The organism is Chryseobacterium sp. CBSDS_008, assembly GCF_049959325.1.
GTDB lineage: Bacteria > Bacteroidota > Bacteroidia > Flavobacteriales > Weeksellaceae > Chryseobacterium.
This window is the reverse complement of record NZ_CP188202.1, coordinates 4,280,210-4,305,601: the sequence shown is the minus strand read 5'-3', so window position 1 is coordinate 4,305,601 and position 25,392 is coordinate 4,280,210. Positions and strand designations below refer to the sequence as shown.

General features: G+C 37.2%; 28 protein-coding genes. 18 read left to right on the top strand and 10 right to left on the bottom strand.

Annotated features, from left to right (window positions below; all coding sequences use genetic code 11):
• Positions 1–310 precede the first annotated feature (310 nt).
• The 5 genes from ACP3T3_RS19570 to ACP3T3_RS19550 all read left to right on the top strand — a co-directional run bounded on the left by ACP3T3_RS19570 (position 311) and on the right by ACP3T3_RS19550 (position 5,418).
• Complete coding sequence (locus ACP3T3_RS19570; RefSeq protein ID WP_426477409.1) at positions 311–1,870, top strand: Rne/Rng family ribonuclease; 1,560 nt, start codon at positions 311–313, stop codon at positions 1,868–1,870.
• A 286-nt stretch (positions 1,871–2,156) separates the two neighbouring features.
• Positions 2,157–2,786, top strand: coding sequence for an NUDIX hydrolase (locus ACP3T3_RS19565; protein WP_426477408.1), 630 nt, complete (start codon positions 2,157–2,159; stop codon positions 2,784–2,786).
• Between the two features lie 27 nt (positions 2,787–2,813).
• The gene (locus ACP3T3_RS19560; RefSeq protein ID WP_426477407.1) at positions 2,814–3,620 is read left to right on the top strand and encodes a lysophospholipid acyltransferase family protein; all 807 of its coding nucleotides are present in this window, start codon (positions 2,814–2,816) and stop codon (positions 3,618–3,620) included.
• A 16-nt stretch (positions 3,621–3,636) separates the two neighbouring features.
• Positions 3,637–4,074 (top strand): hypothetical protein, encoded by a 438-nt coding sequence (locus tag ACP3T3_RS19555; RefSeq protein WP_426477406.1) that lies wholly within the window; start codon positions 3,637–3,639, stop codon positions 4,072–4,074.
• Between the two features lie 6 nt (positions 4,075–4,080).
• The gene (locus ACP3T3_RS19550) at positions 4,081–5,418 is read left to right on the top strand and encodes a UDP-N-acetylmuramate--L-alanine ligase (protein ID WP_426477405.1); all 1,338 of its coding nucleotides are present in this window, start codon (positions 4,081–4,083) and stop codon (positions 5,416–5,418) included.
• Between the two features lie 39 nt (positions 5,419–5,457).
• On the opposite strand, the gene ACP3T3_RS19545 is transcribed toward ACP3T3_RS19550, so the two are convergent.
• Positions 5,458–6,537 carry an NAD(P)H-dependent flavin oxidoreductase gene (locus ACP3T3_RS19545; protein ID WP_426477404.1) on the bottom strand — a complete coding sequence of 360 codons (1,080 nt, stop codon included), beginning with the start codon at positions 6,535–6,537 and terminating at the stop codon, positions 5,458–5,460.
• A 172-nt stretch (positions 6,538–6,709) separates the two neighbouring features.
• A complete protein-coding gene (locus ACP3T3_RS19540) occupies positions 6,710–7,585 on the bottom strand; it encodes an aldo/keto reductase (RefSeq protein WP_426477403.1) in 876 nt (291 codons plus the stop codon).
• A gap of 306 nt (positions 7,586–7,891) precedes the next feature.
• Here ACP3T3_RS19540 and ACP3T3_RS19535 point away from each other — a divergent pair, with 306 nt between their 5' ends.
• Together ACP3T3_RS19535 and ACP3T3_RS19530 are read left to right on the top strand one after the other, a co-directional pair.
• Positions 7,892–8,317, top strand: coding sequence for a GNAT family N-acetyltransferase (locus ACP3T3_RS19535; protein ID WP_426477402.1), 426 nt, complete (start codon positions 7,892–7,894; stop codon positions 8,315–8,317).
• Positions 8,318–8,326: 9 nt separating this feature from the next.
• Positions 8,327–8,794 carry a GNAT family N-acetyltransferase gene (locus tag ACP3T3_RS19530; protein WP_426477401.1) on the top strand — a complete coding sequence of 156 codons (468 nt, stop codon included), beginning with the start codon at positions 8,327–8,329 and terminating at the stop codon, positions 8,792–8,794.
• On the opposite strand, the gene ACP3T3_RS19525 is transcribed toward ACP3T3_RS19530, so the two are convergent.
• Positions 8,768–9,667, bottom strand: coding sequence for a LysR family transcriptional regulator (locus ACP3T3_RS19525; protein WP_426477400.1), 900 nt, complete (start codon positions 9,665–9,667; stop codon positions 8,768–8,770). The two genes, ACP3T3_RS19530 and ACP3T3_RS19525, sit on opposite strands and share 27 nt — an antisense overlap.
• 40 nt (positions 9,668–9,707) lie before the next feature.
• On the bottom strand, positions 9,708–10,454 hold the full coding sequence (locus ACP3T3_RS19520) for a metallophosphoesterase family protein (RefSeq protein WP_426477399.1): 747 nt from the start codon (positions 10,452–10,454) through the stop codon (positions 9,708–9,710).
• Positions 10,455–10,838: 384 nt separating this feature from the next.
• Between ACP3T3_RS19520 and ACP3T3_RS19515 the strand changes: the two genes are divergently transcribed.
• The 5 genes from ACP3T3_RS19515 to ACP3T3_RS19495 all read left to right on the top strand — a co-directional run bounded on the left by ACP3T3_RS19515 (position 10,839) and on the right by ACP3T3_RS19495 (position 14,528).
• Positions 10,839–11,456 carry an NAD(P)H-dependent oxidoreductase gene (locus ACP3T3_RS19515; RefSeq protein WP_426477398.1) on the top strand — a complete coding sequence of 206 codons (618 nt, stop codon included), beginning with the start codon at positions 10,839–10,841 and terminating at the stop codon, positions 11,454–11,456.
• Positions 11,453–12,337, top strand: a complete 885-nt coding sequence (locus ACP3T3_RS19510; protein ID WP_426477397.1) for an NAD-dependent epimerase/dehydratase family protein — start codon at positions 11,453–11,455, stop codon at positions 12,335–12,337. The genes ACP3T3_RS19515 and ACP3T3_RS19510 overlap by 4 nt, the downstream gene beginning before the upstream one ends.
• A gap of 2 nt (positions 12,338–12,339) precedes the next feature.
• Positions 12,340–12,627 carry a putative quinol monooxygenase gene (locus tag ACP3T3_RS19505; protein WP_426477396.1) on the top strand — a complete coding sequence of 96 codons (288 nt, stop codon included), beginning with the start codon at positions 12,340–12,342 and terminating at the stop codon, positions 12,625–12,627.
• A gap of 6 nt (positions 12,628–12,633) precedes the next feature.
• Positions 12,634–13,386, top strand: a complete 753-nt coding sequence (locus tag ACP3T3_RS19500) for a type 1 glutamine amidotransferase domain-containing protein (protein ID WP_426477395.1) — start codon at positions 12,634–12,636, stop codon at positions 13,384–13,386.
• Between the two features lie 158 nt (positions 13,387–13,544).
• On the top strand, positions 13,545–14,528 hold the full coding sequence (locus tag ACP3T3_RS19495) for an aldo/keto reductase (protein ID WP_426477394.1): 984 nt from the start codon (positions 13,545–13,547) through the stop codon (positions 14,526–14,528).
• Between the two features lie 391 nt (positions 14,529–14,919).
• Here the strand turns inward: ACP3T3_RS19495 and ACP3T3_RS19490 are convergent, their stop codons facing one another.
• From ACP3T3_RS19490 to ACP3T3_RS19480, 3 genes are all read right to left on the bottom strand, one after another.
• Positions 14,920–15,363: a carboxymuconolactone decarboxylase family protein gene (locus ACP3T3_RS19490; RefSeq protein ID WP_426477393.1), complete on the bottom strand. Its 444-nt coding sequence runs from the start codon at positions 15,361–15,363 to the stop codon at positions 14,920–14,922.
• A gap of 8 nt (positions 15,364–15,371) precedes the next feature.
• On the bottom strand, positions 15,372–15,803 hold the full coding sequence (locus ACP3T3_RS19485; RefSeq protein ID WP_426477392.1) for a DoxX family membrane protein: 432 nt from the start codon (positions 15,801–15,803) through the stop codon (positions 15,372–15,374).
• Between the two features lie 62 nt (positions 15,804–15,865).
• The gene (locus ACP3T3_RS19480; protein ID WP_426477391.1) at positions 15,866–16,438 is read right to left on the bottom strand and encodes a Crp/Fnr family transcriptional regulator; all 573 of its coding nucleotides are present in this window, start codon (positions 16,436–16,438) and stop codon (positions 15,866–15,868) included.
• A 65-nt stretch (positions 16,439–16,503) separates the two neighbouring features.
• Here ACP3T3_RS19480 and ACP3T3_RS19475 point away from each other — a divergent pair, with 65 nt between their 5' ends.
• The 4 genes from ACP3T3_RS19475 to ACP3T3_RS19460 all read left to right on the top strand — a co-directional run bounded on the left by ACP3T3_RS19475 (position 16,504) and on the right by ACP3T3_RS19460 (position 20,331).
• The gene (locus tag ACP3T3_RS19475; RefSeq protein ID WP_426477390.1) at positions 16,504–16,869 is read left to right on the top strand and encodes a DUF1304 domain-containing protein; all 366 of its coding nucleotides are present in this window, start codon (positions 16,504–16,506) and stop codon (positions 16,867–16,869) included.
• Positions 16,870–17,395: 526 nt separating this feature from the next.
• Positions 17,396–18,646 carry a quaternary amine ABC transporter ATP-binding protein gene (locus ACP3T3_RS19470; RefSeq protein ID WP_426477389.1) on the top strand — a complete coding sequence of 417 codons (1,251 nt, stop codon included), beginning with the start codon at positions 17,396–17,398 and terminating at the stop codon, positions 18,644–18,646.
• Between the two features lies 1 nt (position 18,647).
• Positions 18,648–19,475, top strand: coding sequence for an ABC transporter permease (locus ACP3T3_RS19465; RefSeq protein WP_426477388.1), 828 nt, complete (start codon positions 18,648–18,650; stop codon positions 19,473–19,475).
• A 1-nt stretch (position 19,476) separates the two neighbouring features.
• A complete protein-coding gene (locus tag ACP3T3_RS19460; RefSeq protein ID WP_426477387.1) occupies positions 19,477–20,331 on the top strand; it encodes a glycine betaine ABC transporter substrate-binding protein in 855 nt (284 codons plus the stop codon).
• A 307-nt stretch (positions 20,332–20,638) separates the two neighbouring features.
• Here the strand turns inward: ACP3T3_RS19460 and ACP3T3_RS19455 are convergent, their stop codons facing one another.
• The gene (locus ACP3T3_RS19455; RefSeq protein WP_264519037.1) at positions 20,639–21,016 is read right to left on the bottom strand and encodes a winged helix-turn-helix transcriptional regulator; all 378 of its coding nucleotides are present in this window, start codon (positions 21,014–21,016) and stop codon (positions 20,639–20,641) included.
• 92 nt (positions 21,017–21,108) lie between these two features.
• On the opposite strand from ACP3T3_RS19455, the gene ACP3T3_RS19450 reads away from it, so the two are divergent.
• Together ACP3T3_RS19450 and ACP3T3_RS19445 are read left to right on the top strand one after the other, a co-directional pair.
• The gene (locus ACP3T3_RS19450; protein ID WP_426477386.1) at positions 21,109–22,098 is read left to right on the top strand and encodes an NADP-dependent oxidoreductase; all 990 of its coding nucleotides are present in this window, start codon (positions 21,109–21,111) and stop codon (positions 22,096–22,098) included.
• Between the two features lie 3 nt (positions 22,099–22,101).
• Positions 22,102–22,260 (top strand): hypothetical protein, encoded by a 159-nt coding sequence (locus ACP3T3_RS19445; protein WP_426477385.1) that lies wholly within the window; start codon positions 22,102–22,104, stop codon positions 22,258–22,260.
• Positions 22,261–22,803: 543 nt separating this feature from the next.
• Here the strand turns inward: ACP3T3_RS19445 and ACP3T3_RS19440 are convergent.
• Positions 22,804–23,265, bottom strand: a complete 462-nt coding sequence (locus ACP3T3_RS19440) for a thioredoxin family protein (RefSeq protein ID WP_426477384.1) — start codon at positions 23,263–23,265, stop codon at positions 22,804–22,806.
• A complete protein-coding gene (locus ACP3T3_RS19435) occupies positions 23,262–25,331 on the bottom strand; it encodes a TonB-dependent receptor plug domain-containing protein (RefSeq protein WP_426477383.1) in 2,070 nt (689 codons plus the stop codon). The genes ACP3T3_RS19440 and ACP3T3_RS19435 overlap by 4 nt, the downstream gene beginning before the upstream one ends.
• Positions 25,332–25,392: the final 61 nt, after the last annotated feature.

The window sequence follows — 25,392 nt, the reverse complement described above, 5'->3', positions numbered from 1 at the left end:
AGAAAAGAAAAAGACACAAGGTTGCAACTCACAAAAGAAAGAAAAGAAGAAGAGCAAACAGACATAAGAAAAAATAATCTCTTTTTCTCGAGATTTACAATATAATAATATAGTTGGTGGATTTAAATTTCTAAAGTTCACTAACTATATTTTTGTTTGCAACTATAAGATTCCGCGGAAAACGGAGGGTTTCAAATATTATTTTAACAAACATATAATGGTTTTCATTCAAAATTCTTATATTTAATAGATGAATTAATTGAAAAAACATCCACTTCCTATAATCTTAACAATTTTATCTTAATAAAAAATGAAGAAAGAACTAATAGTTTCGCATGAAGATGATCTTACAAAGATTGCCCTGCTGGAAGACGGAAGACTATGTGAACTTCATGAGCAAGAAGACAAAAGCGATTTTATAGTTGGAGATCTGTTTATAGGAAAAGTAAAAAAACTGGCACCCAATCTGAATGCGGCATTCGTCAATATCGGATATGACAAAGATGCATTTCTGCATTATCAGGACCTGGGGCCTCAGTATCTTACGTACAAAAAGTTTTTAAAAGATACTATTTCTAAAAAACAAAGCACTTCGAGCTTAAAAAATTTCGAGATACAACCCGAAATAGACAAAAACGGAACAGTAGACAAAGTCATCGCCAAAGATGATCTGGTACTGCTACAGATTACCAAAGAACCAATTTCTACTAAAGGTCCAAGAATTTCTACCCAGATTTCATTAACAGGACGCTTTCTGGTTTTAATTCCTTTCGACAATAAAGTTTCAATTTCTAAAAAGATCAGAAGCTTCGAGGAAAAAGAAAGACTGAGAACTCTTATCGACAGCATTAAGCCTGAAGGATTCGGAGTTATTATCAGGACTGTAGCCGAAGGAAAAAAAGTAGCCGACCTTCATAATGATATGAACCAACTGGTTCAGAAATGGGAAAGCACTTTCAAAAACATCCAGAGAAATAAAGTTCCGTCTAAAGTTTTAAGCGAAGAAGACAAAGCTTCAGCTATTTTAAGAGACAATTTTAACCAGGATTTCGTGAATATTTTCTGTGATGATGAACAGATGGTAAACGAAATGGAGAATTACATTGAAGTAATTGCCCCTGAAAAGAAAAATATTGTCCAGTTTTATGATTCCCATATTCCTCTTCTGGAATATTACAATGTTGAAAAACAGCTTAAACAGAGCTTTGGAAAACACGTAAACATTCCAAGTTCTAAAGGAGCCTATCTTGTTATTGAACACACAGAAGCACTTCACGTTGTTGATGTCAACTCCGGAAACAATATTACTACCGGAACAGCTGTCAACAAAGAGCATGCATTGAAAGTGAACAAAATGGCCGCTACAGAAATCGCCAGACAACTCCGCCTCCGTGATATGGGAGGCATCATCGTAATCGATTTCATAGACATGCCGAATTCTGATCACAGAAGAGATCTCTACGAGCATCTGAAAGAGGAAATGAAGCGCGACAAAGCACGCCACAAAATCCTTCCTCCAAGTAAATTTGGTCTGATCCAGATCACCAGACAAAGAAACCGTCCGGAAAAGCAGATCGAAACCAAAGAAGAAAACCCGAACAAAGACGGAGAAATTGTAGCTCCTATTGTTATCGTGGAAAGAATGGGTGAAACTTTAAGAAACATCCTGCAGAAAGAAAAAGGAAAAGTCTACCTGCATGTACACCCGTTTGTGGAAGCCTACCTTACAAAAGGCATCAAAAGTATCCAGATGAAATGGTTTATCAAATACAAAAAGTGGGTAACCATTGTTCCAAGGGATTCTTTTAAATATTTAGAATATAAAATCTACAATTCCAAGAAAGAAGAATTGATAGAATTTTCTAATTAAAGACAAAATTCAAACCTTCAGTTTTCTGAAGGTTTTTTGTTTTGCATTTATACATATAAAATACGATTTATAAGATTTATAATTTAAGTTTGGGCTAAAGCCACCCCTATTGAACTTTAACAATAACATCTTTTATCTTTCATCTTTTATCTTTTATTTCACCGTATCATTAACGGTATATTACTGACTTTATAAAGCAAAAATCAACTATTAAGATATAGGTTTTTCATAGGTTAATTAATGTTAAGGCATTTATTTCTTCAAGATATATTGCTAAATTTGAGCTATGGAAAATTTTGGAAAAGATTTATTGAGAAAAATAAAAAGCGTGGAACTTCCCGGTGAACACGCGCATGGAGTTTTTTCACCTCCCTCACGCCCCGTTTTCACTTATGATGAAGTACTGGCTAAGAATCCCAAATTTGCGGCCGTCAATATCGTTCTGTATCTGAAAGACAACGAGTGGTATTTTCCATTGATTCAAAGAACTATTAACGAACACGACAGGCACAGCGGGCAGATATCGCTGCCTGGAGGAAAGCGTGAGGAAATGGACAGTGATTTTGCTGAAACAGCAGTACGGGAAACCTCTGAAGAAATAGGGATAGACAAGCATTATATAAGAATTATCAGAGAAATGTCTCCTATTTATGTTCCGCCGAGCAATTTTTACGTATATCCCTATATTTCCTATACTATAAAAAACCCTGCTTTTGTTCTCCAGCAGACGGAAGCGGTGGAAACGATAGAATTTCCCATCACATCCTTTTTAAACCTGTCGGATATCCCCGAAATTATGGCGCTGCCAAGTGCTGGCGGGCATGAAGTTCCAGTCATTAATTTCAACGGATACATTATCTGGGGCGCTACAGCGATGATATTAAGTGAATTCAGCCAGTTGCTGAAAAAAATGTAACTTTGCACAACCGTGTTTAATTGAGAGATGGCGAAGAAAAATATTTTCACCGATGCATTCGGAACACCTTATTTTTTGAAAAGGTTTATTATTTTTATTTTAGGAGTTGTATCATACAGAAGATTCAACGGCTTTAATAAGTTAAAGATAACCGGAACAGAACACCTTGTGGATCTTCCGGATTCTAACGTACTTTTTGTATCCAACCATCAGACCTATTTTGCAGATGTGGCGGCTATGTATCATGCTTTCTGTGCTGTAAATAACGGATATTTAAATACGATAAAAAACCCGATCTATCTATTGAACCCAAAGATCGATTTTTACTATGTTGCTGCTGAGGAAACCATGAATAAAGGTATCCTTCCCAAGATCTTTAAGATTGCAGGAGCTGTAACGGTAAAAAGAACCTGGCGATCTGAAGGGAAAAATGTCAACAGAATGGTAGACATGAGCGAGGTAGACAATATTATGAAAGCATTGGACAATGGCTGGGTAGCAACTTTCCCTCAAGGAACTACATCAGCTTTTGCACAGGGACGAAGAGGAACAGCCAAACTGGTGAAAAATCAAAGGCCTATTGTAATTCCAATCAAAATAAACGGGTTCAGAAGAGCATTTGATAAAAAAGGGCTCCGCGTAAAGGTAACCGGTGTAAAACCTACGATGGAATTCAAGGCTCCTCTGGATATCGATTATGATAATGAAAAAGCACCGGAAATTTTGTTGAAAATAATGACTGCCATTGAGCAGACAGAAGATTTCAATCTATTACACAGTTATGATGAAGAACTTAAAGCTAAAAAATTAGAACAAAAGGACTCAAATAATTAAAGTAAAATTGAAAATTATGAACAAAATACTTGGAATCTTATTCGCAATCATAGTATTAGTTTCATGCAACAGCCAAAAGGTATATTCGGATTTTGATATCAGCTATTCGAAAAGCGGAGGCTTTGCTCCTGTATATGAAAATCTGCTTATAAAAGGAAATGATGCACACTACTCTTTTGAAGGACAGGGAAAGAAATATAAGCAGGATTTTAAAATTTCTAATGAAGATTTAAAGAACCTGGATCAGATTCTCTCTCAGAATAATTTCAGGAGGATACAGGAAGACCGTAAAAAATTGTACGACAATATATCGACTTCCATCAATGTCAAAAAAGGTCCTAATGAAGGCAGTAAGACGGATGCCAGCATGATCATTCCGAATTACCAGACCAACTGGAACAATATTCTTGAAGCTTTCCAGCAGATCATTAATACTAATGTTAAAAAACAGTAAATACAATTGAAAACCCACTTCATTGCCATTGGCGGAAGCGCCATGCATAATCTTGCAATCGCATTAAAAGACAAAGGATATCAGGTGACAGGTTCTGATGATGCTATTTTTGAACCTTCAAAAACCCGGTTGGAGAAGAAAGGAATCCTGCCTCAGGAAATGGGCTGGTTCCCGGAAAAGATCACTCCGGATATTGATGCCGTTATTCTTGGGATGCATGCCCATCAGGATAATCCTGAGCTGGCAAGAGCAAAAGAACTGGGTCTGAAAATATATTCCTATCCTGAATTCCTGTACGAGCAGTCCAAAAATAAGACAAGGGTTGTTATTGCAGGATCACATGGTAAAACCACCATTACTTCAATGATCCTTCATGTTTTGAATTTCCATCAAAAAGATGTGGATTTCATGGTAGGTGCCCAGCTTGAAGGTTTTGACTGCATGGTAAAGCTTACTCAGGATAATGATTTCATGGTGTTGGAAGGCGATGAATACCTTTCTTCCCCTATCGACCTTCGTTCCAAGTTTTTATTGTATCAGCCGAATATTGCATTGATGAGCGGTATTGCCTGGGACCATATCAATGTATTCAAAACATTTGATGATTATATTGATCAGTTCAGAAAATTTGTGGCAAGCATTACTGCAGGCGGTGTTCTGGTATACAATGAAGAAGATCCAGAAGTAGTGAACGTGGTGGAAAATGCAGAAAACTATTTCAGAAAAATCCCTTATAAAACTCCTGAATACGAAATCAATAATGGTAAAGTGTATTTAAAAACTGAAATGGGAGATGTTCCGCTTTCTGTTTTTGGAGCCCATAACCTGTTGAATATGGAAGGAGCAAGACATATCTGCCAGCAGCTTGGTATTATGGATGAAGACTTCTATGAGGCTATTATGAGCTTCAAAGGAGCCTCCAAACGCCTTGAAAAAGTAGAAAGAGAAGACAAAGGAACTCTTTATAAAGACTTCGCTCATGCACCAAGTAAAGTAAAGGCAGCAGTAAAAGCATTCACGGAGCAGTTTAAAAATGACAGGAAATATGGATTTCTGGAGCTTCATACCTACTCCAGTCTGAATCCTGCTTTTCTTGAGCAATATGACCATGCCATGGACGGTTTGGACGAAGCCATAGTTTTCTATTCTGAAGATGCTTTAAAACTCAAGCGAATGGAGCCTATATCGCCTGAGTTTATTAAGGAAAAATTCAAAAATGAAAAGCTGAAGGTGTTCACTAATGCGGAAGATCTTCATGCCTACTGGGATACCCTGGATAAAACAGAGGGTGTTTATTTAATGATGAGTTCCGGAAATTTCGGTGGTCTTGATTTAACACAATAAATAAAAAGCTTCAGAATATTTCTGAAGCTTTTTTGTTACTTATTGATCTGTTATCTTTCTTTCACATTCTTTGATCAGATTTTTCAAAATTTCTTCTGTGGAAAGTTCACTATACTGATGAATAGACTGTCCAACCCAGATTCCTACAAATTCGGGATTTTGCAGGGATTTTGCTGCTTTACGTAAAGCATTGGTCAGTTTATTCTGATAAGGATATGGTAAAATATACTCCGAATTCTCAACCGCTTCTATAAATTGATTTTTCACACCTCTGGCATACCGTCCTGAGAAACTCTTTGTTAAAACAATTTCTTCTTCTCTTACCTTTTTAAGTCTTTCTTTTTCAAAAGGCTGTAAAGCACTTTCCTGTGAAGCCAGTAAAAGATTACCTAGCTGGAAGCCACTTGCTCCCAAATCTTTAGCAGCCTGTAGTGTTCTTGCCCCATAGATCCCTCCTGCATAAATCAAAGGTACATGTACCTGATCATAGATCTGTGACAATAAAGACAGGCCCCCGATCTGCGGAATATGGTCAGCTTCAAAACTACCTCTATGTCCTCCCGCCTCTATTCCCTGGACACAGATGATATCAATACCCGACTTTTCAAGCAATAACGCTTCTTTCACAGAAGTGCAGGTTCCGATAAGAGTAACTCCGTTTTCCTTTAATTTCTGAATGCTCTCATTATCCAGGTTTCCGAATGTAAAACTTAAAATTTTACAGTTTTCTTCAATAACAGCATCTACCTGCTCATGGTAGCTGTGTACGCTGATTTCTTCAAGGTCCGGAAGATGTACTTCGATATTATGGTCTCCCGCCAGCTTTTCTATAAACTGCCTGGTTTTAATAAATTTCTCTTTTAAAGCCTCTGTCACTTCAGGAATATGATGGACAAAAATATTGGCAGCAAAAGGTTTATCTGTCAGTTTTTTCATTCCCCTGATCAATTCAACAGACTGATACTGATCTGCAGAAAGATCAGCTAATGCCAGAGATCCAAGGCAGCCAGCGTTTGAAGCTGCAGCAGCCATCTGTACCGTACTCACTCCAAACATCGGAGCCTGAATAAGAGGATATTGTATTCCTAATTTTTTACTGATTGTATCCGGCCAAAACATAAGAATTATTTTAACTAAAAGGTACAAAAAAATAGGAACACCTCATTTTTCAGCAGCCTATGACATTCCTCACCCCTAATGAAAATACAATTCCCACAGGTCTCACAGAAAACACAGATCGTAATTTGTGAACTAGTGAAAACTGCGGGAATATTTTGATTCTTTATTTTTATTAAATATCTGCTACGGAATTTAACATTTTCTGTTCCCATTCAGGGTCTTTAGGATCAAAGAACAGTCTTTTTCCTGTATCCAAAGAACGGACAATATTCATTTCATCTTCTGTCAGCTCAAAATCAAATACATTAAAGTTTTCTTCAATTCTTGATGGGGTCACAGATTTTGGAATCACAACAAATCCTTCCTGCAGGTGCCATCTCAGAATAACCTGTGCTGTCGTTTTTCCATATTTTTCTGCAATTGCGTTAAGATCAGGATTACTTAAAAGGTTGGCATTACCGTTTCCTAGCGGGCTCCAAGGTTGAGTTACAATATTATTTTCCCTGTCATATACCTGCAGTTCTTTCTGCTGGAATACAGGATGCAGTTCAATCTGATTGATAACCGGTAAAACAGTGGAATGAGCTTTCAATTCTTCCAGCTTCTCAACAGTAAAATTACAAACCCCAATAGCTTTGATCTTCCCCTCTTGATAAAGCTCTTCCAAAGCTTTCCACGTTCCCAGAAAATCACCATACGGCCAGTGGATAAGATACATATCAAGATAATCCATCTGCAGCCTGTTTAATGTTCGCTGAAACGCACTTTTCGCTTTCTCATACCCATGATCCTGAACCCATACTTTTGAGGTGATAAACAGCTCATCCCTGTCTATGCCGCTATTTTTTACCGCAGCGCCCACTGCTGTTTCGTTCTGATAAATAGCAGCAGTATCAATCATTCTATATCCTGTCTGAATAGCTTTGATTACTGCATTTTCACATTCTTTCAGGTCTTCCATCTGCCATACCCCAAAGCCTAAAGCAGGAATATCCACACCGTTATTTAAGGTGACCACAGGCTGCCCTGTATAGGTTTTCTTTTGCATAAATCTTTATTTTAGTTATTAATATAAAGTGATAAACAAATTTGCAATAAAAAATTGAAAATTCCGCTTACCAATTTTACTGTTCCTGTTAAAAAACAGTTATTTGATGGGAGATTAATAATGTGTGAAAATTTGTTCCGTTAAACTACCCCGTCTTTTTGCTTTGCAAAAATCCACCCCTTCAGAGAAGGGGAATAAGTGGTCATTAAAACCTACCATGCCCAGTTCTACCTTCCAGCTTCCAACCTCAAATCTTCACTAGCATCCCTTCTCAATTTTCTCTATTTTTGTTTAAATTTAAAAATCATGTCACAACAGATCAGATTGGCTACTGCAGAGGATTATCCGAGAATTATGGAAATATGGGAGTCAGCAGTACAGGCAACGCACGACTTTCTTGCTGAAGAAGATTTCAATTATTTTAAGGACGCCATTCCAAGGAACTATCTTCCCAATTTAGAAATTTATCTGCTTACTGCGGACAATAAGGCTCAGGGTTTTGCCTCTGTAGCAGAAGGCAATCTGGAAATGCTTTTCATTCATCATGACTTCCGCGGAAAAGGCTACGGAAAAACACTTTACCAGTTTATGAAAGAGAAAACGGGTCTTACCAAAGTGGACGTCAATGAACAGAATCCCCAGGCAATCGGATTTTACGAAAAGATGGGTTTCAAAAAATTGGAAGATCAGCAAAAGACGGCTCAGGAAAGGATTATCCACTTATTCATATGAGCCTGTAAAATGGAAAAATTTTCATTCAACCAATTAAGTCCAGATTCGGAAATACCCTATCATTTACTGCTCCTGGCAGATGAAACCAAAGAAGCTATTGATCAGTATATTTTCAAATCGGACCTCTATCTTTTACATAACGGTACCGAAAATATGGCTGTGATGGCATTATGCAAAATCAGCGATACAGAACTGGAGATTAAAAATATTGCAGTGACCGAAAATTACAGAAGTAAAGGAATCGGAAGTATCCTGATAAATAAAGCAAAGGAAATTGCCCGGAAAAACCATTATAAAACACTCGCTGTCGGGACGTCGGATACCGGGTTCCAACAGATCAGATTTTATGAAAAAAACGGGTTCATCAAAAGTGGAATTCTGAAGGACTTTTTTATTAAAAATTATCCATTTCCCATCTATGAAAACGGTTTACAGATGCGGGATATGGTTTTACTTACCCATTACCTGTCGGAATAATCCTTTAATATGTTCTATTTCGGTTTGATAATTCGTTTTCTTACGGCATCCGAAGTACAGCGTATTTTCGAGCTTTTTCTTCCCTTCCCAGATCAGCTTCACTTCACCGCTTTCAATATCTTTTTTGCACAGGAAATCAGGAACAACAGCCAATCCGGTTCCTCCTTTCAGGCATCGGATAATTGAGTTCAGATTAGGAACGATATAATTCGGGCGGAAATTGGGTTTATGCCCAAAATTTAACGTCCAGAACTGAAAAAGGTGCTCCATATCTCCGGTGGTGCCATACCATTTTTCATTTTTCAGCCATTCTTCAATCTGCTCTGCATCTTTTGTTTTTAACACTTTACTGAAAGCTGCAGTATCTACATCCTTCCCGCCTACCAGAATGATCTGTTCGGAAGAAAATGCTTCGTGCTCAATATTGGGTGAAGATCCCTTTTTCGGGGTGATAATAAGATCCAGAATTCCTTTATCCAGCTGATCCAGCATCTCAGGATATTCTCCAAAACTGATGATCAGATTAAAAGATAACGAAGAGACATATTGCTCCAAAGTCGTCTGGAAAGTCTCAAAACACATCCCGACACTAATCGTTGGAGTATGTTTTTCTGTAGACTTCTGAAAGTTTTTCTCTACATCTTCCAGCTTGGTAAGAGGTTCGGCAACGGCATTAAATAATACTTTCCCACGCTCTGTAGGGATCATCTTTCTACCGGTCCTGTCGAACAGTTTGTAACCTACATAAGCTTCCAATGAACTTAAATGCAGACTCACTCCCGGCTGTGATATGAATAAAGCATCCGCAGCCCCTGTTAAGGTACCGGTTTTATAGATCGCTTTAAAAGTACGGTACCATTCTAAATTGACCATGATCTAATTATTAATATTCTGATGCAAATTTACAAAATAATTATAATATTAATACATTTTCATTCTTCAGAAAGGAAGCATAATAATCAGGAATCCCACTTTCCCTTATCTGACGGACCGTTTCATCAATCGGATATGATAATTGTATAATTTCAGGGGTGATTTTTTCTTCATCTAAAGCCAGAACCAGATAAGAAGCCAGTCTGTTTTCTTCTTTAGAACGCCCTACAGAACCACAATTGATGGCCCATGTATTATTTTCAAACTGCTTTTTAAATGATAAATGAGTATGCCCCATTACCACCACATCAGCATCAGCACTTTCCAGCATTGTCCTGAAAACATCATCATTTTCTGATTCATACAGATAAGTATCATTGCTTTCAAGACTGGAATGAACCAACTGAATATTCCAGTGTTTCTTCCCTACTTTATAGTTTAACTTTAGATGAAAAGGAAGTTCAGAAAGAAACTTTTTATTCTGCTCTGTCATATGTTGTTTAGAATGATCAATAGCAATAAACCGGGCATTGGTTTCTTCTTCTGAATGCTTAGACAAAGGAACTACAGGCATATCAAAAGCAATTCTTTCATCATGATTTCCCATCAGGCAGGGAATATTCAGGCTTCTTATCTTTTCAATTACCTCATTTCCCCACGGGGCAAAATCCACCAGATCTCCCAGACAGAACTTCTGCGCGATTCCTCTTTGCTCTATATCTTTCAACACGACTTCCAACGCCGGAAGATTTCCATGCACATCACTAAAAACAGCTATCTGTATCATTATCCTTTGATTTGTCAGACAAATTTACACGTCAGAAGACCATTTCAGTTGAGATCTGATATGATATTTTACCATGAAAACGGAAATAGTCAATAGTCAATTTTTGCTGCGCAAAGTCAATCGTGAATGATCAACTGCTGATTAGAAATACCTGTATATATAAACCACTCGGTTGCCTTAACCACGAATCACATAACTCGGATCAGCAATAAACTCACAAGCAAAGCGGATTGGCATTTCACATATTCACTTATAAACTTTAAACCCAAAATTCGAACTTTTCGAACTATAATTTTAATAATACTTTACTATAATTTATATTATTTTTATTATACAAGTATCCATCCTAACTTTGCAGAGTAAAATTTAAACAATCATAAAAAAATGAAAAAAGTATTAATCATCAACGGAGGACAGAATTTCGGACATTCCGGAGGAAAATATAACCAGACTATTGCAGAAAATACATTAGCGGCTCTTAAAGAATTTGATAACGTAGAAGTAAAGATCACCAATGTAAGTGAAAACTACGATAAAAATGAAGAGGTACAGAAGTTTGTATGGGCAGATTATATCATTTACCACACGCCCATCTGGTGGTTCCAGCTTCCTAACGGATTAAAAAAATATATTGATGAAGTTTTCACGGCTGGTCATGCCAAAGGAATTTATATGAGTGACGGAAGAAATGCTGAGAATCCTGAAATCAACTACGGTACAGGAGGAATGCTTGGCGGCAGAAAATATATGCTTACGACAAGCTGGAATGCTCCTGCAACAGCGTTCACGCTTCCCGGAGAATTCTTTAATGAAAAAAGTGTGGATGAAGGTCCGCTATTTGGTTTCCATAGAATGAATGCCTTCGTTTCATTAGAAAAAATGGAAAGCTTTCACTTCCATGATGTGGAAAAAAATGCCAATATAGAGCGTGATATGAAATTGTACAGAGAGCACGTAAGAAACGTATTTGAAAAAGAATTAAAACCAGAACTGGTATCATGAAAAAAATACTGATCACAGGTATTACCGGCTATATAGGAGGTAGTATTGCTAAAAAACTGCTCGACAGGAATTATGAAGTAACTGGTTTAGTTCGTAATGAAGCCCATGTACAGGAGCTGGAATCATTGGGAATCAAAACCATTATCGGGAATATCCACAATGAAGATGTAATAAAAACAGCCGTTGCAGAGGTTGATGCCGTAATCCATAATGCAGATTCCGCAGATGATGCCTATGCTGTGGATAATTTTATCAAAGCAATGGAAGGAAGCCATAAAACATTCATATTTACTTCAGGATCTGCTATTTTCGGGGGTAAAGAAAATGGTAAAAGAAGTACCTTTGTTTATACGGAAGATTTCCCTTTGACTCCAAGACTGGAAATGGCCTCAAGAATACTGATTAACAATTATGTACTTCAATCTGTTCAGAAAGACATAAGAAGTATCGTTATTGTGCCTACCATGGTGTATGGAGAAGGCCTTGGAATAAAAAAAGACAGCATCCAGATTCCTGCTCTGGTTAATTTTTCCCAGAAAAAAGGATATGGTGTTTATTTTGGCGAGGGTGAAAACGTCTGGTCCAATTTGCACATTGAAGACCTGGCGGACCTTTATGTGCTGGCTTTAGAAAAAGCAAAAGAAGGATCCGTGTATTATGCGGAAAATGGTTCTTCCTCTTTAAAAAACATTGCAGAAGTTATCAGCAGAAAATATAATCTGAAACCGGCACAATCTTTAAGCATCCAGGATGCTGTTGATAATTTCGGACCTGCAGGCGGCTATTTCGGATTTGCTTCCAACAGTATATGCAGCGCAGAAAAGGCAAGAACAGAGCTCAGCTGGAAACCGGTCTATAACTCAATTGAAAATTTTATTTAATAATGAAAATTCATCTTACAGCGATTATAAAAGCCAGGCAAGAACACCAGGCAGAAGTACTGGAAGTTCTTCAGAATATGGTAAAAGAAACAAGGAAAGAAGAGGCTTGTGAACTTTACAGCCTTCATCAGGGAATTGAAGACAAAAACCAGTTTGTTTTCTATGAAATATGGAAAAGCGAAGAAGGTCTGGCTCAGCACAATCAACAGCCTTATATACAGGCTTTCGGAGCTTTGGTGGATGAAAAGCTTCAGGAAAAACCACAGATTTATACGACTCATATCATTTAATTAATTATGAAAAAATTAGCGTTATTAATGCTGGCAGTCTTTACAATAGGATTCGTACAGGCACAAACTAAAAAATCAAAAAATATGAAAAAGAAAATTTTATTCGTCGTAACAAGCCACGACAAAAAAGGAAGCACCGGTGAAGATACAGGATATTATCTTGGAGAAGTTTCCCACCCATGGGAAGTTCTTCACAGGGCAGGATATGAAATAGATTTTGTAAGCCCGAAAGGCGGAACACCTCCGGTAGACGGATTCGATCTGAAAGATCCTGTAAACAAAGAATTCTGGGAAAACGAAGAATACAAAAACAAAATTGATCATTCTTTGACACCCTCACAAGTTGATCCTAAAAAGTATTCAGCAATCTTTTATGCAGGAGGACACGGCGCCATGTGGGATTTTGCAGATAATAAAGAGCTGGCAGATATTGCTTCCAACATTTATGAAAACGGAGGTATTGTAGCCGGTGTATGTCATGGACCTGCAGGTTTGGTGAATATCAAACTGAACAACGGGAAATATCTTGTAGACGGTAAGAAGATCAATGCTTTTACCAATGAAGAGGAATCTGAAGTAAAGTTAACAAACTTTGTTCCGTTCTTACTGGAAGACAAGCTGAAAGAAAGAGGAGCAAAATTTGAAAAATCAGGGCTTTGGCAGAATCATGTGGTAACGGATCAGAGAGTGATTACAGGGCAGAATCCGCAGTCTGCAAAGAGCGTTGGAGAAGCTATTTTAAAAGAATTAAATAAGTAACAGACAATTTTTAACCACGAAAGTCTCGAAAATTTTCAGACACTTAAGTTCTTAAAGTGTCATTGAAACGGCGAGAGTTCCCCTCCTCTGGAGGGGTGGCGAAAATTCAAAGAATTTTTGACGGGGTGGTTTACAACAACAATTTTAAAACAGACAAAATGGAATATAGAAAACTAGGAAACACTGATTTGGAATTATCCGCAATCACCCATGGAGCTTTTGCGATCGGTGGAAATATGTGGGGTGGTAATGAAAAACAGGATTCTATTAATTCTATTCATGCCTCATTAGATTATGGGGTAACTTCTATCGACACCGCTCCCTTCTATGGTTTCGGACTGAGTGAAGAAATGATCGGCGAAGCCATCAAAGGAAAAGACCGTTCAAAAATCCAGCTTCTAACAAAATTCGGACTGGTATGGGACGGAAGCAACAATGGAAAGGGAGAGTTTTTCTTTGATGCAGAAGACGAAGGAAAAACCATTCCGGTATATAAATGGGCTTCTAAGGAAAACATAATCAAAGAAGTTGAAGAAAGTTTAAAAAGACTGGGAACAGATTATATTGATCTTTTACAGCTTCACTGGCCGGACAGCACTACGCCTGTCTGCGAAACAATGGAAGCAATGGAATTATTGATCCAGCAGGGAAAAATCCGTGCAGCCGGAGTAAGCAATTACAGCGTGGCTCAAATGCAAGAAGCGAACAGAACGTTAAAGCTTGCCAGCAACCAGGTTTCTTACAGCATGCTGAACCGTGCTATTGAAAACGATCTTGTACCTTATTCTTTGGAAAACAATTCAGGAATTATCGTATATAGTCCAATGGAAAGAGGTCTTTTAACAGGTAAATATTTCAAAGAAACCCAATTAAAAGATAATGACCACAGAAATGGATATTTCTCTCAGTTTGATTTGAATAAAGTGAAAATTTTTTTAGAAAAAATAGAACCTATCGCCAGCGAAAAAGGAGCAGGTCTTTCTCAATTGGTATTAAGATGGACTACACTGCAGCCGGCAATTACAGTAGTATTGGCAGGAGCAAGAAATGCACAGCAAGCCATTGAAAATGCAAAAACAATGTCTATTGACCTTTCACAGGAAGAATTGAATTTCATCAGTTCAGCATTGAGCGAAATTTAAGTAAATGTGGAAGATGGAAGTTGGAGGATGGAAATACTGTCAGTCTTTTGACTAATCAGATCTATCTGATTTAATAAAGATTTGATTTAAATAGAACCTCAGTGTTATCAAACATAACTCCCTCCTCCAGCTCCCCTTCATTAAAACCAAATCTCATAAAAATGATGATATTTTAAAAGAACAGAGAGACAATGTAATTCAGTTTAAAAAATAAAATTAACCTTTAGATTTATTTTTAGAATTAATATCCAAACTGTGTTACACTGTCACTTTGCTTCTCGCATCAAAACGGCCTTTCAAAGTTTGAAAGGCCGTTTTTTAAAATAAAGTAAACATCCGTAGATGATGCAGTCTCCATCAACTTCCATCACCCATCTTCATTGCTTCCCAATTACTTTGCAATCGGAAGATGAGTACTTACTGCAATCCTGTTCCAGGCATTGATGGTAATGATTGCCATGATGATCTGAGCAATCTGGCTATCATCAAAGAATGACTTAGCTTTTTGGTAAGTTTCCTCGGTTAATCCCTTATCGCTGATCAGCGTAATTTCTTCTGTCATCGCCAATAGCACCTGCTCTTCTTCAGTGAAAAATTCTTTTGCTTCTGTCCATCCGTTCAGAATAAAAATTCTCTGTGGTGTTTCACCGTATTTGATAGCATCTTTGGTATGCATATCAAGGCAGAAAGCACATTTATTGATTTGCGAAGCTCTGATTTTAATCAGCTCCTTCTGAATGTGTGTTAATGAAATAGCCTGTAAATACCCTTCCAATCCCAGCATTGCTTTATAGGCTGCTGAATCTACTGTTGCAATATTTAATCTTGCGCTCATAATATGTATTATTTTTTGGTTAATTGATCTATACTTAAAGAATAATGTTGTTGTACCGCGAGTAAAAATGCGGCAGCACTTCCCACCCATACGGAATAGTTCAGCGGGGCTTTTGGTCCTGATGCAATGGTCATTGATAGGGCAAAAATCAACAGCAGGACACTGCTTCCATAGGCAGCCATTTTTGTTTTAAATCCAAAAATCAGCATTAAAGGAAAAAGAATTTCTAAAAAAGTAGCGGCATACGCTGAAAATGTACTCAATGCTTCCGGAAGGAAAAATGTCAGCTGTCTTGTATATTCTTTAAAACTTTCCATATTTCTCCATGACGAATTTTCTTTGCTCCATAATCCGAACCGGTCTGCCACTGCAGAAAGCATCGTAACAGCAAGAGCCAGTCTTAAAAAAAGCTGCGGAAATTGATTTTTAGGATCTGTCATTGTATTGGCTTTAATCACATGACAAATTTCCGGTTTCTGAGCCGTAAAAATCTTAAACTGGTTTAAGAACGTAATTTCGCCCTGATTTCACTCAGGTATTCCGGAGTAAAGCCCAGGAAAGAAGCAATTAAATATTGTGGAATTCTCTGTATAAACCAAGGATATAACGTACTAAAGTGAACATAGTATTCTTCTTTTGTCATCTCATAAATATAGCGGATTCTTTTTTCAGCAGCAGCATAAGCCGTTTGATATACCATTCTGAAATAGCGCTCCATAACGGGGTGCTTTTTCAACAAAAGTTCCTGAGACTGGAAATCTATGGCCAAAATTTTGGAATTTTCTACAGACTGAATATTAAAGCTTGATTTCATCTGTTTTTCAAAAGCAAAAGTATCAGACATCCACCAGTTTTCTATAGCAAATTCTGTGGTTTGCTCTACTCCTTTTTCGTTAATAAAAAACTTTCTCAGGCATCCTTCCAGAACGAAATATTTAAACTTACAAACATCACCTTCAAGCATCAGGTTATCTTTCTTTTTTACCTTTAGAAGCTGAAAAAAAGAAATAATGGAAGCAAATTCTTCGTCATTGATTGTAATGAATTTATTTAAATGTGCTTTGAATGATTCCATCTTATAAATTAATACTCAAACTTAACTTTATTTTTTTAGTTTTACAATGAGAAAAATATTGAATCATGGAAATCGTTGCTAAAATTCTGATCGCTGTTGTTGCACTGGAACACCTTTATATTCTTTGGATGGAAATGTTTGCCTGGGAAACCAAAGGGAAAGAAGTTTTTAAAGCAGCTCTGCCTGCAGAAATGTTTAAACCTACCAAAGGATTGGCCGCCAATCAGGGGCTTTACAATGGTTTTCTCGCTGCCGGACTTATATGGTCTTTTCTGATTAAAGATCCGCAATGGCAGACGAATATAGCCCTGTTCTTTTTAGGATGTGTTGCTGTAGCCGGAATCTATGGAGCAATCTCTGCAACTAAAAAAATATTTTTCGTTCAGGCGCTGCCTGCTATCCTTGCGATTATTGCTGTTGCATTGAAATAGTCTCACCTGTTATATCATAAAGATTTCTTAATCACATCAAATATTCTCTTACCTTATGATAAGAGAAAAATTCTCGTGAAAACACTACTTATTAACCTTATTGGAAATCAACAGTTTACACGTATAAAAATCCATTTAATATAAAATTCGTAAATTTGCATCGCCATAAAAAATTGACAGACAGTTTTTGATGCTGGCCTGCATTTTGATGAAATGTAGCAATTCAAGTTGTTCAGTACACATATCTGTAATTACCTCATCAGTAATTTAATTGTACAATCTATGTAAAAGATGACTTCTTTACATAATACACTCTTTTTCTAGAGTATAATCTATTGACATATTTAAAATAAGCATAAAGCACAAGGTCTTTATGGTATTATTTTTTTTGTTAAAAGCTTTTATCACTAAAAGCTCAGCAAATTATTTTATCCTATCGTCATCTGCAGAACAACTAAAGCTAAAGGCATATAATAAATTGGTTTACAATTTTTTATATCATTTATTAATTTGAAAAATTCTGAATATGGAAAAAAATGAAAACACCAGAAAAGTAAAACTTAAAGTGGAAGATCTGACTATTATTTTTGGTAAAAACAAAGAAAAAGCACAGGAACTTCTGGACAAAGGTTTTTCCAAAAAGGAAATTCTTGAAAAAACAGGATGTACCATAGGGATCAACAAAGCCAGTTTTGAAATTTATGAAGGAGAATTTTTTGTTATCATGGGACTGTCGGGAAGCGGGAAATCTACCCTACTGCGCTGTCTTAACAGATTGAACGAGCCCACTTCCGGAAAAGTATACATCAATGATGATGATATTACCGGTAAAAACAACAAAGAGCTCCTGGAAGTAAGAAGAACGGAAATGAGCATGGTATTTCAGAAATTCGGATTACTGCCCCATCATACGATTTTAGACAACGCAGGTTTCGGACTGGAAATCAGAGGTGAAGATAAAGCTTCCCGTGATAAGAAGGCACAAAAAGCACTGGATATTGTAGGATTAACCGGCTTTGAAAATCAGTATCCTTCCCAGCTTTCAGGAGGAATGCAGCAGAGAGTAGGATTGGCAAGAGCCCTGGCAAACGATCCTGAAGTTTTGCTTATGGATGAAGCCTTTTCCGCATTAGATCCTTTGATAAAATCTGAAATGCAGGATCAGATGCTTGAACTGCAGAATACATTACAAAAAACCATTGTCTTTATTACCCATGACCTTGATGAAGCCATTAAAATAGGGGACCGTATCGTCATTATGAAAGACGGTGTCATAGAACAGATAGGAACGGCCGAAGATATTTTAACCAACCCTGCAAGCGACTATGTAAAAGCATTTGTAGAGAAAGTAGACCGTAAAACCATTATCACTGCAAGATCTTTAATGTTTGACAAAGCTACGGTGGTACGTTTCAGAAAAGACGGCCCTGAAGGCGCTTTAAGAAAAATGCGGGCTACAGGTCTGGAAAACTTACCTGTCGTGGATTTTCAGAATAAGTTTCTGGGTTTTGTAACCCTTACTGATGTGGTACGTATTGCAAAAAAGAAAGAACCTACGGTAGAATCTATTATCAACAGCAATGTTCCTTCGGTCTATCCTGAAGTGACTGTTGAAGAAATGTTACCGTTGATTTCCGGAAGTAAATCGGCCATCGCGGTAATAGATGAAGACAATAAATTTTTAGGTCTTGTTACCCAGCTATCTCTTGTCATAGAAGCTACCAAGTTTAACGAAGAAGAGATCATTGAATTAAAAGAAATCGCAAATAATCAATAAGATGAATAAAACTATAGATATAGGTCAATATGTAGAAACTGCAATCAATTGGCTCACAGAAAACGGAAAACCTGTATTTGATGTCATAAAACACCTGGGAAATGCCTCCATTATGGGGATCGAATGGGTTTTAACAAACACTCCTTTTTATGTAATCATTCTCTTTTTTACGCTGCTTGCATTATGGAAAGCCGGAAAAGCTATCGCAGTAGTCACCGCAGCCGGACTGAGCTTAATATTTTTAATGGGATTATGGAAAGAAACCATGGAAACCCTGGCGCTTATTTTTGTAGCCACCATTACCGCTCTTATTCTTTCTATTCCTTTGGGAATTTTGGCAGCAAAAAGCGCCATAGCGGAAAAAATTATTCGCCCTTTACTGGATTTGATGCAGACCATGCCTGCATTTGTCTACCTGATTCCTGCGGTACTGTTTTTCAGTATCGGTAAAGTTCCGGGAGCTTTCGCCACGATCATTTTTGCAATGCCGCCTGCGGTACGCTTAACGACGCTGGGAATTGAAGCCGTTCCGAAAGATATTGTAGAAGCCGCGAGGGCTTTTGGAGCTACCAACCGTCAAATACTTTTCAAAGTAGAGCTTCCTTTAGCCATGAAAACCATTTTGACCGGGATCAATCAAACCATATTGTTATCCTTATCCATGGTTGTTATTGCAGGAATGATTGCAGCAGGCGGTTTAGGAGAGAAAGTATTGGAAGGAATTAATAATCTGGATATCGGATTAGGATTTGAAAGCGGTTTATCCGTGGTGATTTTAGCCATTATCCTGGACCGAATTACTCAGGGATTTGTAAAGAAAAAGCAATAAGATGAAACAATTAAAATATCTGTTTTTACCCGTTTTAATGTTGATATTTACAGCATTAAGTTCGTGTGAAAACATAAAAAACTCTAAATACATCACCATAGGAATGGTAGACGGCTGGGCAGAAGATGTTGCGATGACGCACGTTGCGAAAGCCATTCTGGACAAGCAGGGATATCATGTCATTATTCAAAAAGCCTCTACGGATATGATCCTGGCTTCAATGAATAATGAAGATACAGACCTTTTCATGGGAGTATGGCTTCCTTACACCCACGCAAAAAAGCTGGCTAAATTTCCGGGATTGACTCATCTTGGAACCAATTATGATAATGGCCGTATAGGATTGGTTGTGCCGGAATACGTTACTATTAATTCCATTGAAGAACTCAGTCAGCATAAAGATCAATTCAATCACAGAATCATTGGAATTGAAAAAGGAGCCGGATTAACCACAGGAACAGATAAAGCAATTATAGATTATAAATTGGATTATCAGCAGATCAACTCCTCTACCATTGCCATGATCACCGAATTACAGAATGCCATACAGCGCAAACAATGGATTGTGGTAACAGGATGGCAGCCCCACTGGATGTTTGGAAAAATGAAGCTTAAGTTTCTTGATGATCCTAAAAAAATATTTGGTGAAGCGGAACAGATTAAAACCTATTCCAGAAAAAGCTTTGCTCAAGATCATCCGGAGCTGGCAAAATTCTTTTCCAGACTTCATTTTGATGATAAAAACATGTCTGATCTTTTAATGAAAATGGAACAGAGTAAAAATAAAGAAGCCACCGCCAAAGAATGGGTGGAAGATCATTCTGAGCTGATACAGTCATGGTTAGATAAAAATTAATAAACAATTTGGTATGATTTAAAATCCTCAACTCTACAAGAGTCTGAGGATTTTCTCATCTACATAGATTATTTGATCTTTTCTCTATGAAGCAATATTTATTAGTAATCGCAAAGGCACAAAGAAATTTAATAACATACTGCATTAAGGCGTAAGAACATTTCGACTTCGCTCAATGGGAGATTTTCAGCAAGTTTGTTTCAGTTAAATTCAACAGAATTAAATTTTATCAAAGATAAAATCCTTGCGCCTTAAGGCATATTTAAAGGAAAATTCTTGCGTCTTTGCGTTTTCTAATATCTCATAACTATCCCATTGATTCTTTAATTTTTTCCCGATGGATTATTCCCCAATTGACTAATGTTTCCGTCACAGGAAATACAGATTTCCCATATTCCGTCACAGCATACGTTACCGTAATCGGTTTTGTATCCTGAATGGTTCTTGTGACCAAAAGATTGGTTTCCAGTTCTTTTAATTCTTTGCTCAGCATTTTTGCAGAAATCCCCTCAATACTGCGTTCCAGCTTTTTAAAATGAATCATCTGATCCGGTCTGTTCGTCAGATACCGCAAAATCATCAGCTTCCATTTTCCTCCCAATACATCCAGACTGTCACGCATTGCGAATAACTCTTCTGTACAGCTGGCTTCTCTTTCGATACCGTTTTCAATGATTTTTGCCATAATAGTTTCATGAAGGTAACTAGTTACCATTAGTTAACTAGTAGCAAATATAAACTATTCCCTTTTTACATTTGTATATCAAATTAACAATAATGAAAGCAGTTATTTTAAATAAAAACGGAAAGCTGGAAGACGGATTTGTCGAACAGCCCCAGCCCAAAAGTAATGAAGTTTTAATCCGGATTAAAGCAAGCGGTTTCAATCCCATCGATTATCAGATGCTGGAAAATGAGTTTGAACGAAAGCTGATCAGTTCCCCGATATTAGGAAGAGAATTGTCGGGAATTGTAGTGGATAAAGGTTCAGAAGTTACAGAATTTAATATTGGAGATGAAGTCTACTGTGGCAGCGGCTCTATGGGAAGCAACGGTACTTACGCTGAATACATTGCGGTTCCTGAAGCCATTGTTTTCTTTAAACCAAAAAACATTTCTTTTGAACAGGCGGCGGCTATTCCTTCTGCAGGCCTTACTTCTTTGCAGATCTTTAACAGGCTAAAACTAAATCCAGAAAATACAGTTCTGGTAACGGGAGCAACCGGAGGCGTGGGTTCATTTCTGATTAAGCTTTTATTGGCGCATAATATCCGGCAGATCACAACAACTGTTGGGAGTGAAGAAAACAGACAGATTCTTCTCAAGTTAGGTTTAAAAGATTATCAGATCATCAATTATAAAGAAGAAAATCTTATTCAGAATATTGTAAAAGCCAATAATGACAAGCCTTTCGAATATGGAATTGATCTGGTTGGAAATTACATGTCAGAAGTCACTGCAGAAGTTTTAAAAATCAACGGAACGTATGTAGATGTAACAGCCTTGGTCACTAAAGATGCCCATGAAACCCTGTTTAATAAGGGAGCTTTAATCATGAATATCTCCAATTATACTTACGGAATGGTTAAAAAGTATGAATATTACAAGAACAGTTTACTTGAAATAAAGAAACTCATCGAAAATGAAAAGATCCTTCCTCCTCAACATAAAATAGTAGGAAATCTTTCTTTGGATACCGTTCTGCAGGCGCATTCTATTTTAAAGAACAATCAGACCCAAGGTCATAAACTGATCATGAAACATTAATCTATGAACAAAATACCAAGACGAATCGTAATAGGAAATAAAGACGGAAAATCTGTTATTATAGAAGACCAACAGGTAGAAAACGCTGTGGAACATTTCCCGGGACTGATCATTTCAGATGTATGGAATACTCAGATAATGCCGGCAAGCCTGATTTTTTGAAAACAGAGGAACGAATCATGCTTGGAGCAACCGATCTGATGAACCTGCATTCAGTTGGCGGTCTTGATCGATGCAGAGGTTTAATATCAAGAATTTCCCACTGATCTCACAAATAACACAGATAAAACTCACTCAGATAAAACAGATTCTGCACAAACATCTGTGTAATTGGTGTAATCTGTGGGAAATAAAATATAAACAGCATTCAATTTTATCGCAGATAAAAGCTTTGCGACTTAAAACGAATAAAAGACAAAAGCTTTGCGCCTTTGCATTTTCCAACAAACTCAGAAATATTTAAAAACTCACCTAGATTTACACAAACATCTGCGACATCCGTGTAATCTGTGGGAAATAAAATATAAACAGCATTCAATTTTATCGCAGATAAAAGCTTTGCGACTTAAAACGGATAAAAGACAAAAGCTTTGCGCCTTGCATTTTCCAACAAATTCAGAAATATTAAAAAAACTCACCTAGATTTACACAAACATCTGCGACATCCGTGTAATCTGTGGGAAATAAAATATAAACAATATTCAATTACAAAGCAGAAATCTCCAACAGCTTCTGCTTCATTTTTTCAGGCGTCATCTGCCCTTCCTGATAATACACCAGATTCTGATGCTTATCCAGAAATACCCACAAAGGATAAACAGGCTGATTTTTATTCTTTGATAAAGCCAGCGCCAACTCATGAATTCCGGAATTTCCATTCTGCAGATATTCAAACTCCTGATTCTGGAAATGAATTTTTTCCTTCGTTTTCTCCGCCTCGAAATTAACAAAATAAAAATGATCATTGATCATATCAACCAACTCTTTATCCTTACTCATACGAAAAGACTCAATCTTACAGACCGAGCACCAATCTGTATAAAGATGGATCACGATAGGCTTCGGATTTTCTTTCTGCTGAACCTCAAGATCAGAAAAAGTGCCTGTCTTCATCTGAGACAGATAAAAACAGGGCACTAACATTAAAAATAAAGTTATTTTTTTCATTTTAAAATATATTTTACGCCTAGGAAACCTCTGATCCCCTGCATCGGTGCATAGCCGTATGCCGTATCAAAAGTATAATGATTGGGATTGTTGACAGGATCATCAACATACTTATCAAAGGGATCAAATGGTCTCATCAAAGGATCTTTAGGCCTGAAATTAAAAAGGTTTTTCATTCCGCAATACACTTCAAATCCGGATTTGAAACTCTTGGACACCTGAATATTAGCCAGAGAATAAAAGGGTGAATATTCAGGACGGTAGTCATTCACTAAAACAGGAAGTCGCATTGGTCCGTAGAACTGTCCTGTAAAATCAATAGTCAGATTATTTGCAAACTTATAAGTCAGGTTGTACGTACCACTCCATTTCGGGGCATGCAGCTGTTGTGTTTTTTGATTTTCATTATCAAATTTCTGATAGACATCAAGATAGGTCACTCCAAGATTGACACTCAAAGGAAACTGAAAACTAAAATCCACATTCAGGGAAGCTCCTCTTGAAATTCCGTATCCGTGGAGATTATCATAAATAATTTTATTAGGATCGGAATCAAAATCCCCTACAATTTTATTGCTGAAATACGTATAGAAAGCAGAAGCATCAAGATTCACCATTCGGTTACCTACAGGAATTTTCCAGATATAATTCAGATTTCCGTTGACAGATCTTTCCGGCTTCAAATCTGATTTTACCACGACTTCCCTCGAACCTGTTAATGCCGCATGATCTTCCGTAAATAAATTAACCACTCTGAACCCTGTTCCAAAGTTGAAACGTAAAGTGTGATACGGATTGGGGTTGAATTTCCATGCAAACCTCGGTGAGTGTACGGAATGATGTACCTTATCATAATCATATCGGTAACCAAGCAACAACGTATTTTTATCATTGATTTCCCATTGATCCTGGATAAAGGCACCCCAGATAGGAGATTTCATAGGAGCATTCGTGATACCGTCTGCTGCTAATGTTCCGGGGGTATTGTCATCGTAAAACGTTCTTTTAAAAGTAAGTCCGGCAGTAATATCATGTTTCCCGAAACTTCTGTCCCAATACGTTTGTACAAAAGCCACCTTTTGTGTAGCATTGAACGGATTGGTTCCATAAAAGGAATTCTGGTCATGATAATTATAAGAAAACTGAGTCACGATATGTTCTTTCATGGGCCACTCGTACAACCCAAAAACCTCTGCTCTGTTGGTATAAATACTTTCTCCGTACACTTCGTCACTGCCGCGGAAAGATTTATTCCATTGCATTTCTCCCCCAAAACGGTCTTCATACAGATATCTCATGGCAAAACTTGCCTGTCTGTTTTCTTTTCTTTTAAAATTCCATTTGTTGAAAACTGAAATCCTGCTCTGTAAAGTGGCATCGGTGAAATTATCTTTATTCTGATCTATCCTTTCCTGAAAACTGAAATAATTTAAACTTAATAATGAAGCTGCATTCTTCCCGACATTGAACTTGGTAGAAAGATCCAGATTATTCTCATTCCACGTACTTGTCATCATATCAACACTCAATTTTGGAGCAGTCAACGCATTTTTGGTGATAATATTAATCACTCCTCCCATCGCTTCAGAACCATAAATGGATGATGCAGGGCCTTTCACGACCTCTATTCTGTCTACCAGACTGTTTGGAATTCCACTTAATCCATATACGGTGGAAAGTGAACTTACAATCGGCATTCCGTCAATCAGAATCATGGTATAGGGTCCTTCCAGTCCGTTAATGTGAATATCCCCTGTATTGCACACGGAACAGTTCAGCTGAGGTTTTACGCCATTTACCATCGCAATTGCCTCAAAAATGCTGGGAGTCGGATTTTTCTGAAAAAACTTCTGACTGTATATCTCTACTGCTACAGGACTTTTGGATCTGCTCATTGGTTTTATAGTACCGGTAACCACTACATCCTCTATAGTACTTATTTTGAATTCTTTTTTCGTCACTCTTACAGAATCCTGGTTTTTAGTCTGCTGTATACTCAAACTGTCTTTCTCCTGCGCAAAACAAAAGGTTGATAAAAAAGTAATAGAAAACAATATTCGCTTCATGAAATTAAAATTGTTAGGCAAATCTAACAATTATTTTTCAAATACAAAACTTAATCAAAAA

Excerpts from the sequence above, each read along its gene's own strand:
- ACP3T3_RS19570 (WP_426477409.1), top strand. The coding sequence starts at position 311 with ATGAAGAAAGAACTAATAGTTTCGCATGAAGATGATCTTACAAAGATT.
- ACP3T3_RS19565 (WP_426477408.1), top strand. The coding sequence starts at position 2,157 with ATGGAAAATTTTGGAAAAGATTTATTGAGAAAAATAAAAAGCGTGGAA.
- ACP3T3_RS19560 (WP_426477407.1), top strand. The coding sequence starts at position 2,814 with ATGGCGAAGAAAAATATTTTCACCGATGCATTCGGAACACCTTATTTT.
- ACP3T3_RS19555 (WP_426477406.1), top strand. The coding sequence starts at position 3,637 with ATGAACAAAATACTTGGAATCTTATTCGCAATCATAGTATTAGTTTCA.
- ACP3T3_RS19545 (WP_426477404.1), bottom strand. The coding sequence starts at position 6,537 with ATGTTTTGGCCGGATACAATCAGTAAAAAATTAGGAATACAATATCCT.
- ACP3T3_RS19540 (WP_426477403.1), bottom strand. The coding sequence starts at position 7,585 with ATGCAAAAGAAAACCTATACAGGGCAGCCTGTGGTCACCTTAAATAAC.
- ACP3T3_RS19535 (WP_426477402.1), top strand. The coding sequence starts at position 7,892 with ATGTCACAACAGATCAGATTGGCTACTGCAGAGGATTATCCGAGAATT.
- ACP3T3_RS19530 (WP_426477401.1), top strand. The coding sequence starts at position 8,327 with ATGGAAAAATTTTCATTCAACCAATTAAGTCCAGATTCGGAAATACCC.
- ACP3T3_RS19525 (WP_426477400.1), bottom strand. The coding sequence starts at position 9,667 with ATGGTCAATTTAGAATGGTACCGTACTTTTAAAGCGATCTATAAAACC.
- ACP3T3_RS19520 (WP_426477399.1), bottom strand. The coding sequence starts at position 10,454 with ATGATACAGATAGCTGTTTTTAGTGATGTGCATGGAAATCTTCCGGCG.
- ACP3T3_RS19515 (WP_426477398.1), top strand. The coding sequence starts at position 10,839 with ATGAAAAAAGTATTAATCATCAACGGAGGACAGAATTTCGGACATTCC.
- ACP3T3_RS19510 (WP_426477397.1), top strand. The coding sequence starts at position 11,453 with ATGAAAAAAATACTGATCACAGGTATTACCGGCTATATAGGAGGTAGT.
- ACP3T3_RS19505 (WP_426477396.1), top strand. The coding sequence starts at position 12,340 with ATGAAAATTCATCTTACAGCGATTATAAAAGCCAGGCAAGAACACCAG.
- ACP3T3_RS19500 (WP_426477395.1), top strand. The coding sequence starts at position 12,634 with ATGAAAAAATTAGCGTTATTAATGCTGGCAGTCTTTACAATAGGATTC.
- ACP3T3_RS19495 (WP_426477394.1), top strand. The coding sequence starts at position 13,545 with ATGGAATATAGAAAACTAGGAAACACTGATTTGGAATTATCCGCAATC.
- ACP3T3_RS19490 (WP_426477393.1), bottom strand. The coding sequence starts at position 15,363 with ATGAGCGCAAGATTAAATATTGCAACAGTAGATTCAGCAGCCTATAAA.
- ACP3T3_RS19485 (WP_426477392.1), bottom strand. The coding sequence starts at position 15,803 with ATGACAGATCCTAAAAATCAATTTCCGCAGCTTTTTTTAAGACTGGCT.
- ACP3T3_RS19480 (WP_426477391.1), bottom strand. The coding sequence starts at position 16,438 with ATGGAATCATTCAAAGCACATTTAAATAAATTCATTACAATCAATGAC.
- ACP3T3_RS19475 (WP_426477390.1), top strand. The coding sequence starts at position 16,504 with ATGGAAATCGTTGCTAAAATTCTGATCGCTGTTGTTGCACTGGAACAC.
- ACP3T3_RS19470 (WP_426477389.1), top strand. The coding sequence starts at position 17,396 with ATGGAAAAAAATGAAAACACCAGAAAAGTAAAACTTAAAGTGGAAGAT.
- ACP3T3_RS19465 (WP_426477388.1), top strand. The coding sequence starts at position 18,648 with ATGAATAAAACTATAGATATAGGTCAATATGTAGAAACTGCAATCAAT.
- ACP3T3_RS19460 (WP_426477387.1), top strand. The coding sequence starts at position 19,477 with ATGAAACAATTAAAATATCTGTTTTTACCCGTTTTAATGTTGATATTT.
- ACP3T3_RS19455 (WP_264519037.1), bottom strand. The coding sequence starts at position 21,016 with ATGGCAAAAATCATTGAAAACGGTATCGAAAGAGAAGCCAGCTGTACA.
- ACP3T3_RS19450 (WP_426477386.1), top strand. The coding sequence starts at position 21,109 with ATGAAAGCAGTTATTTTAAATAAAAACGGAAAGCTGGAAGACGGATTT.
- ACP3T3_RS19445 (WP_426477385.1), top strand. The coding sequence starts at position 22,102 with ATGAACAAAATACCAAGACGAATCGTAATAGGAAATAAAGACGGAAAA.
- ACP3T3_RS19440 (WP_426477384.1), bottom strand. The coding sequence starts at position 23,265 with ATGAAAAAAATAACTTTATTTTTAATGTTAGTGCCCTGTTTTTATCTG.
- ACP3T3_RS19435 (WP_426477383.1), bottom strand. The coding sequence starts at position 25,331 with ATGAAGCGAATATTGTTTTCTATTACTTTTTTATCAACCTTTTGTTTT.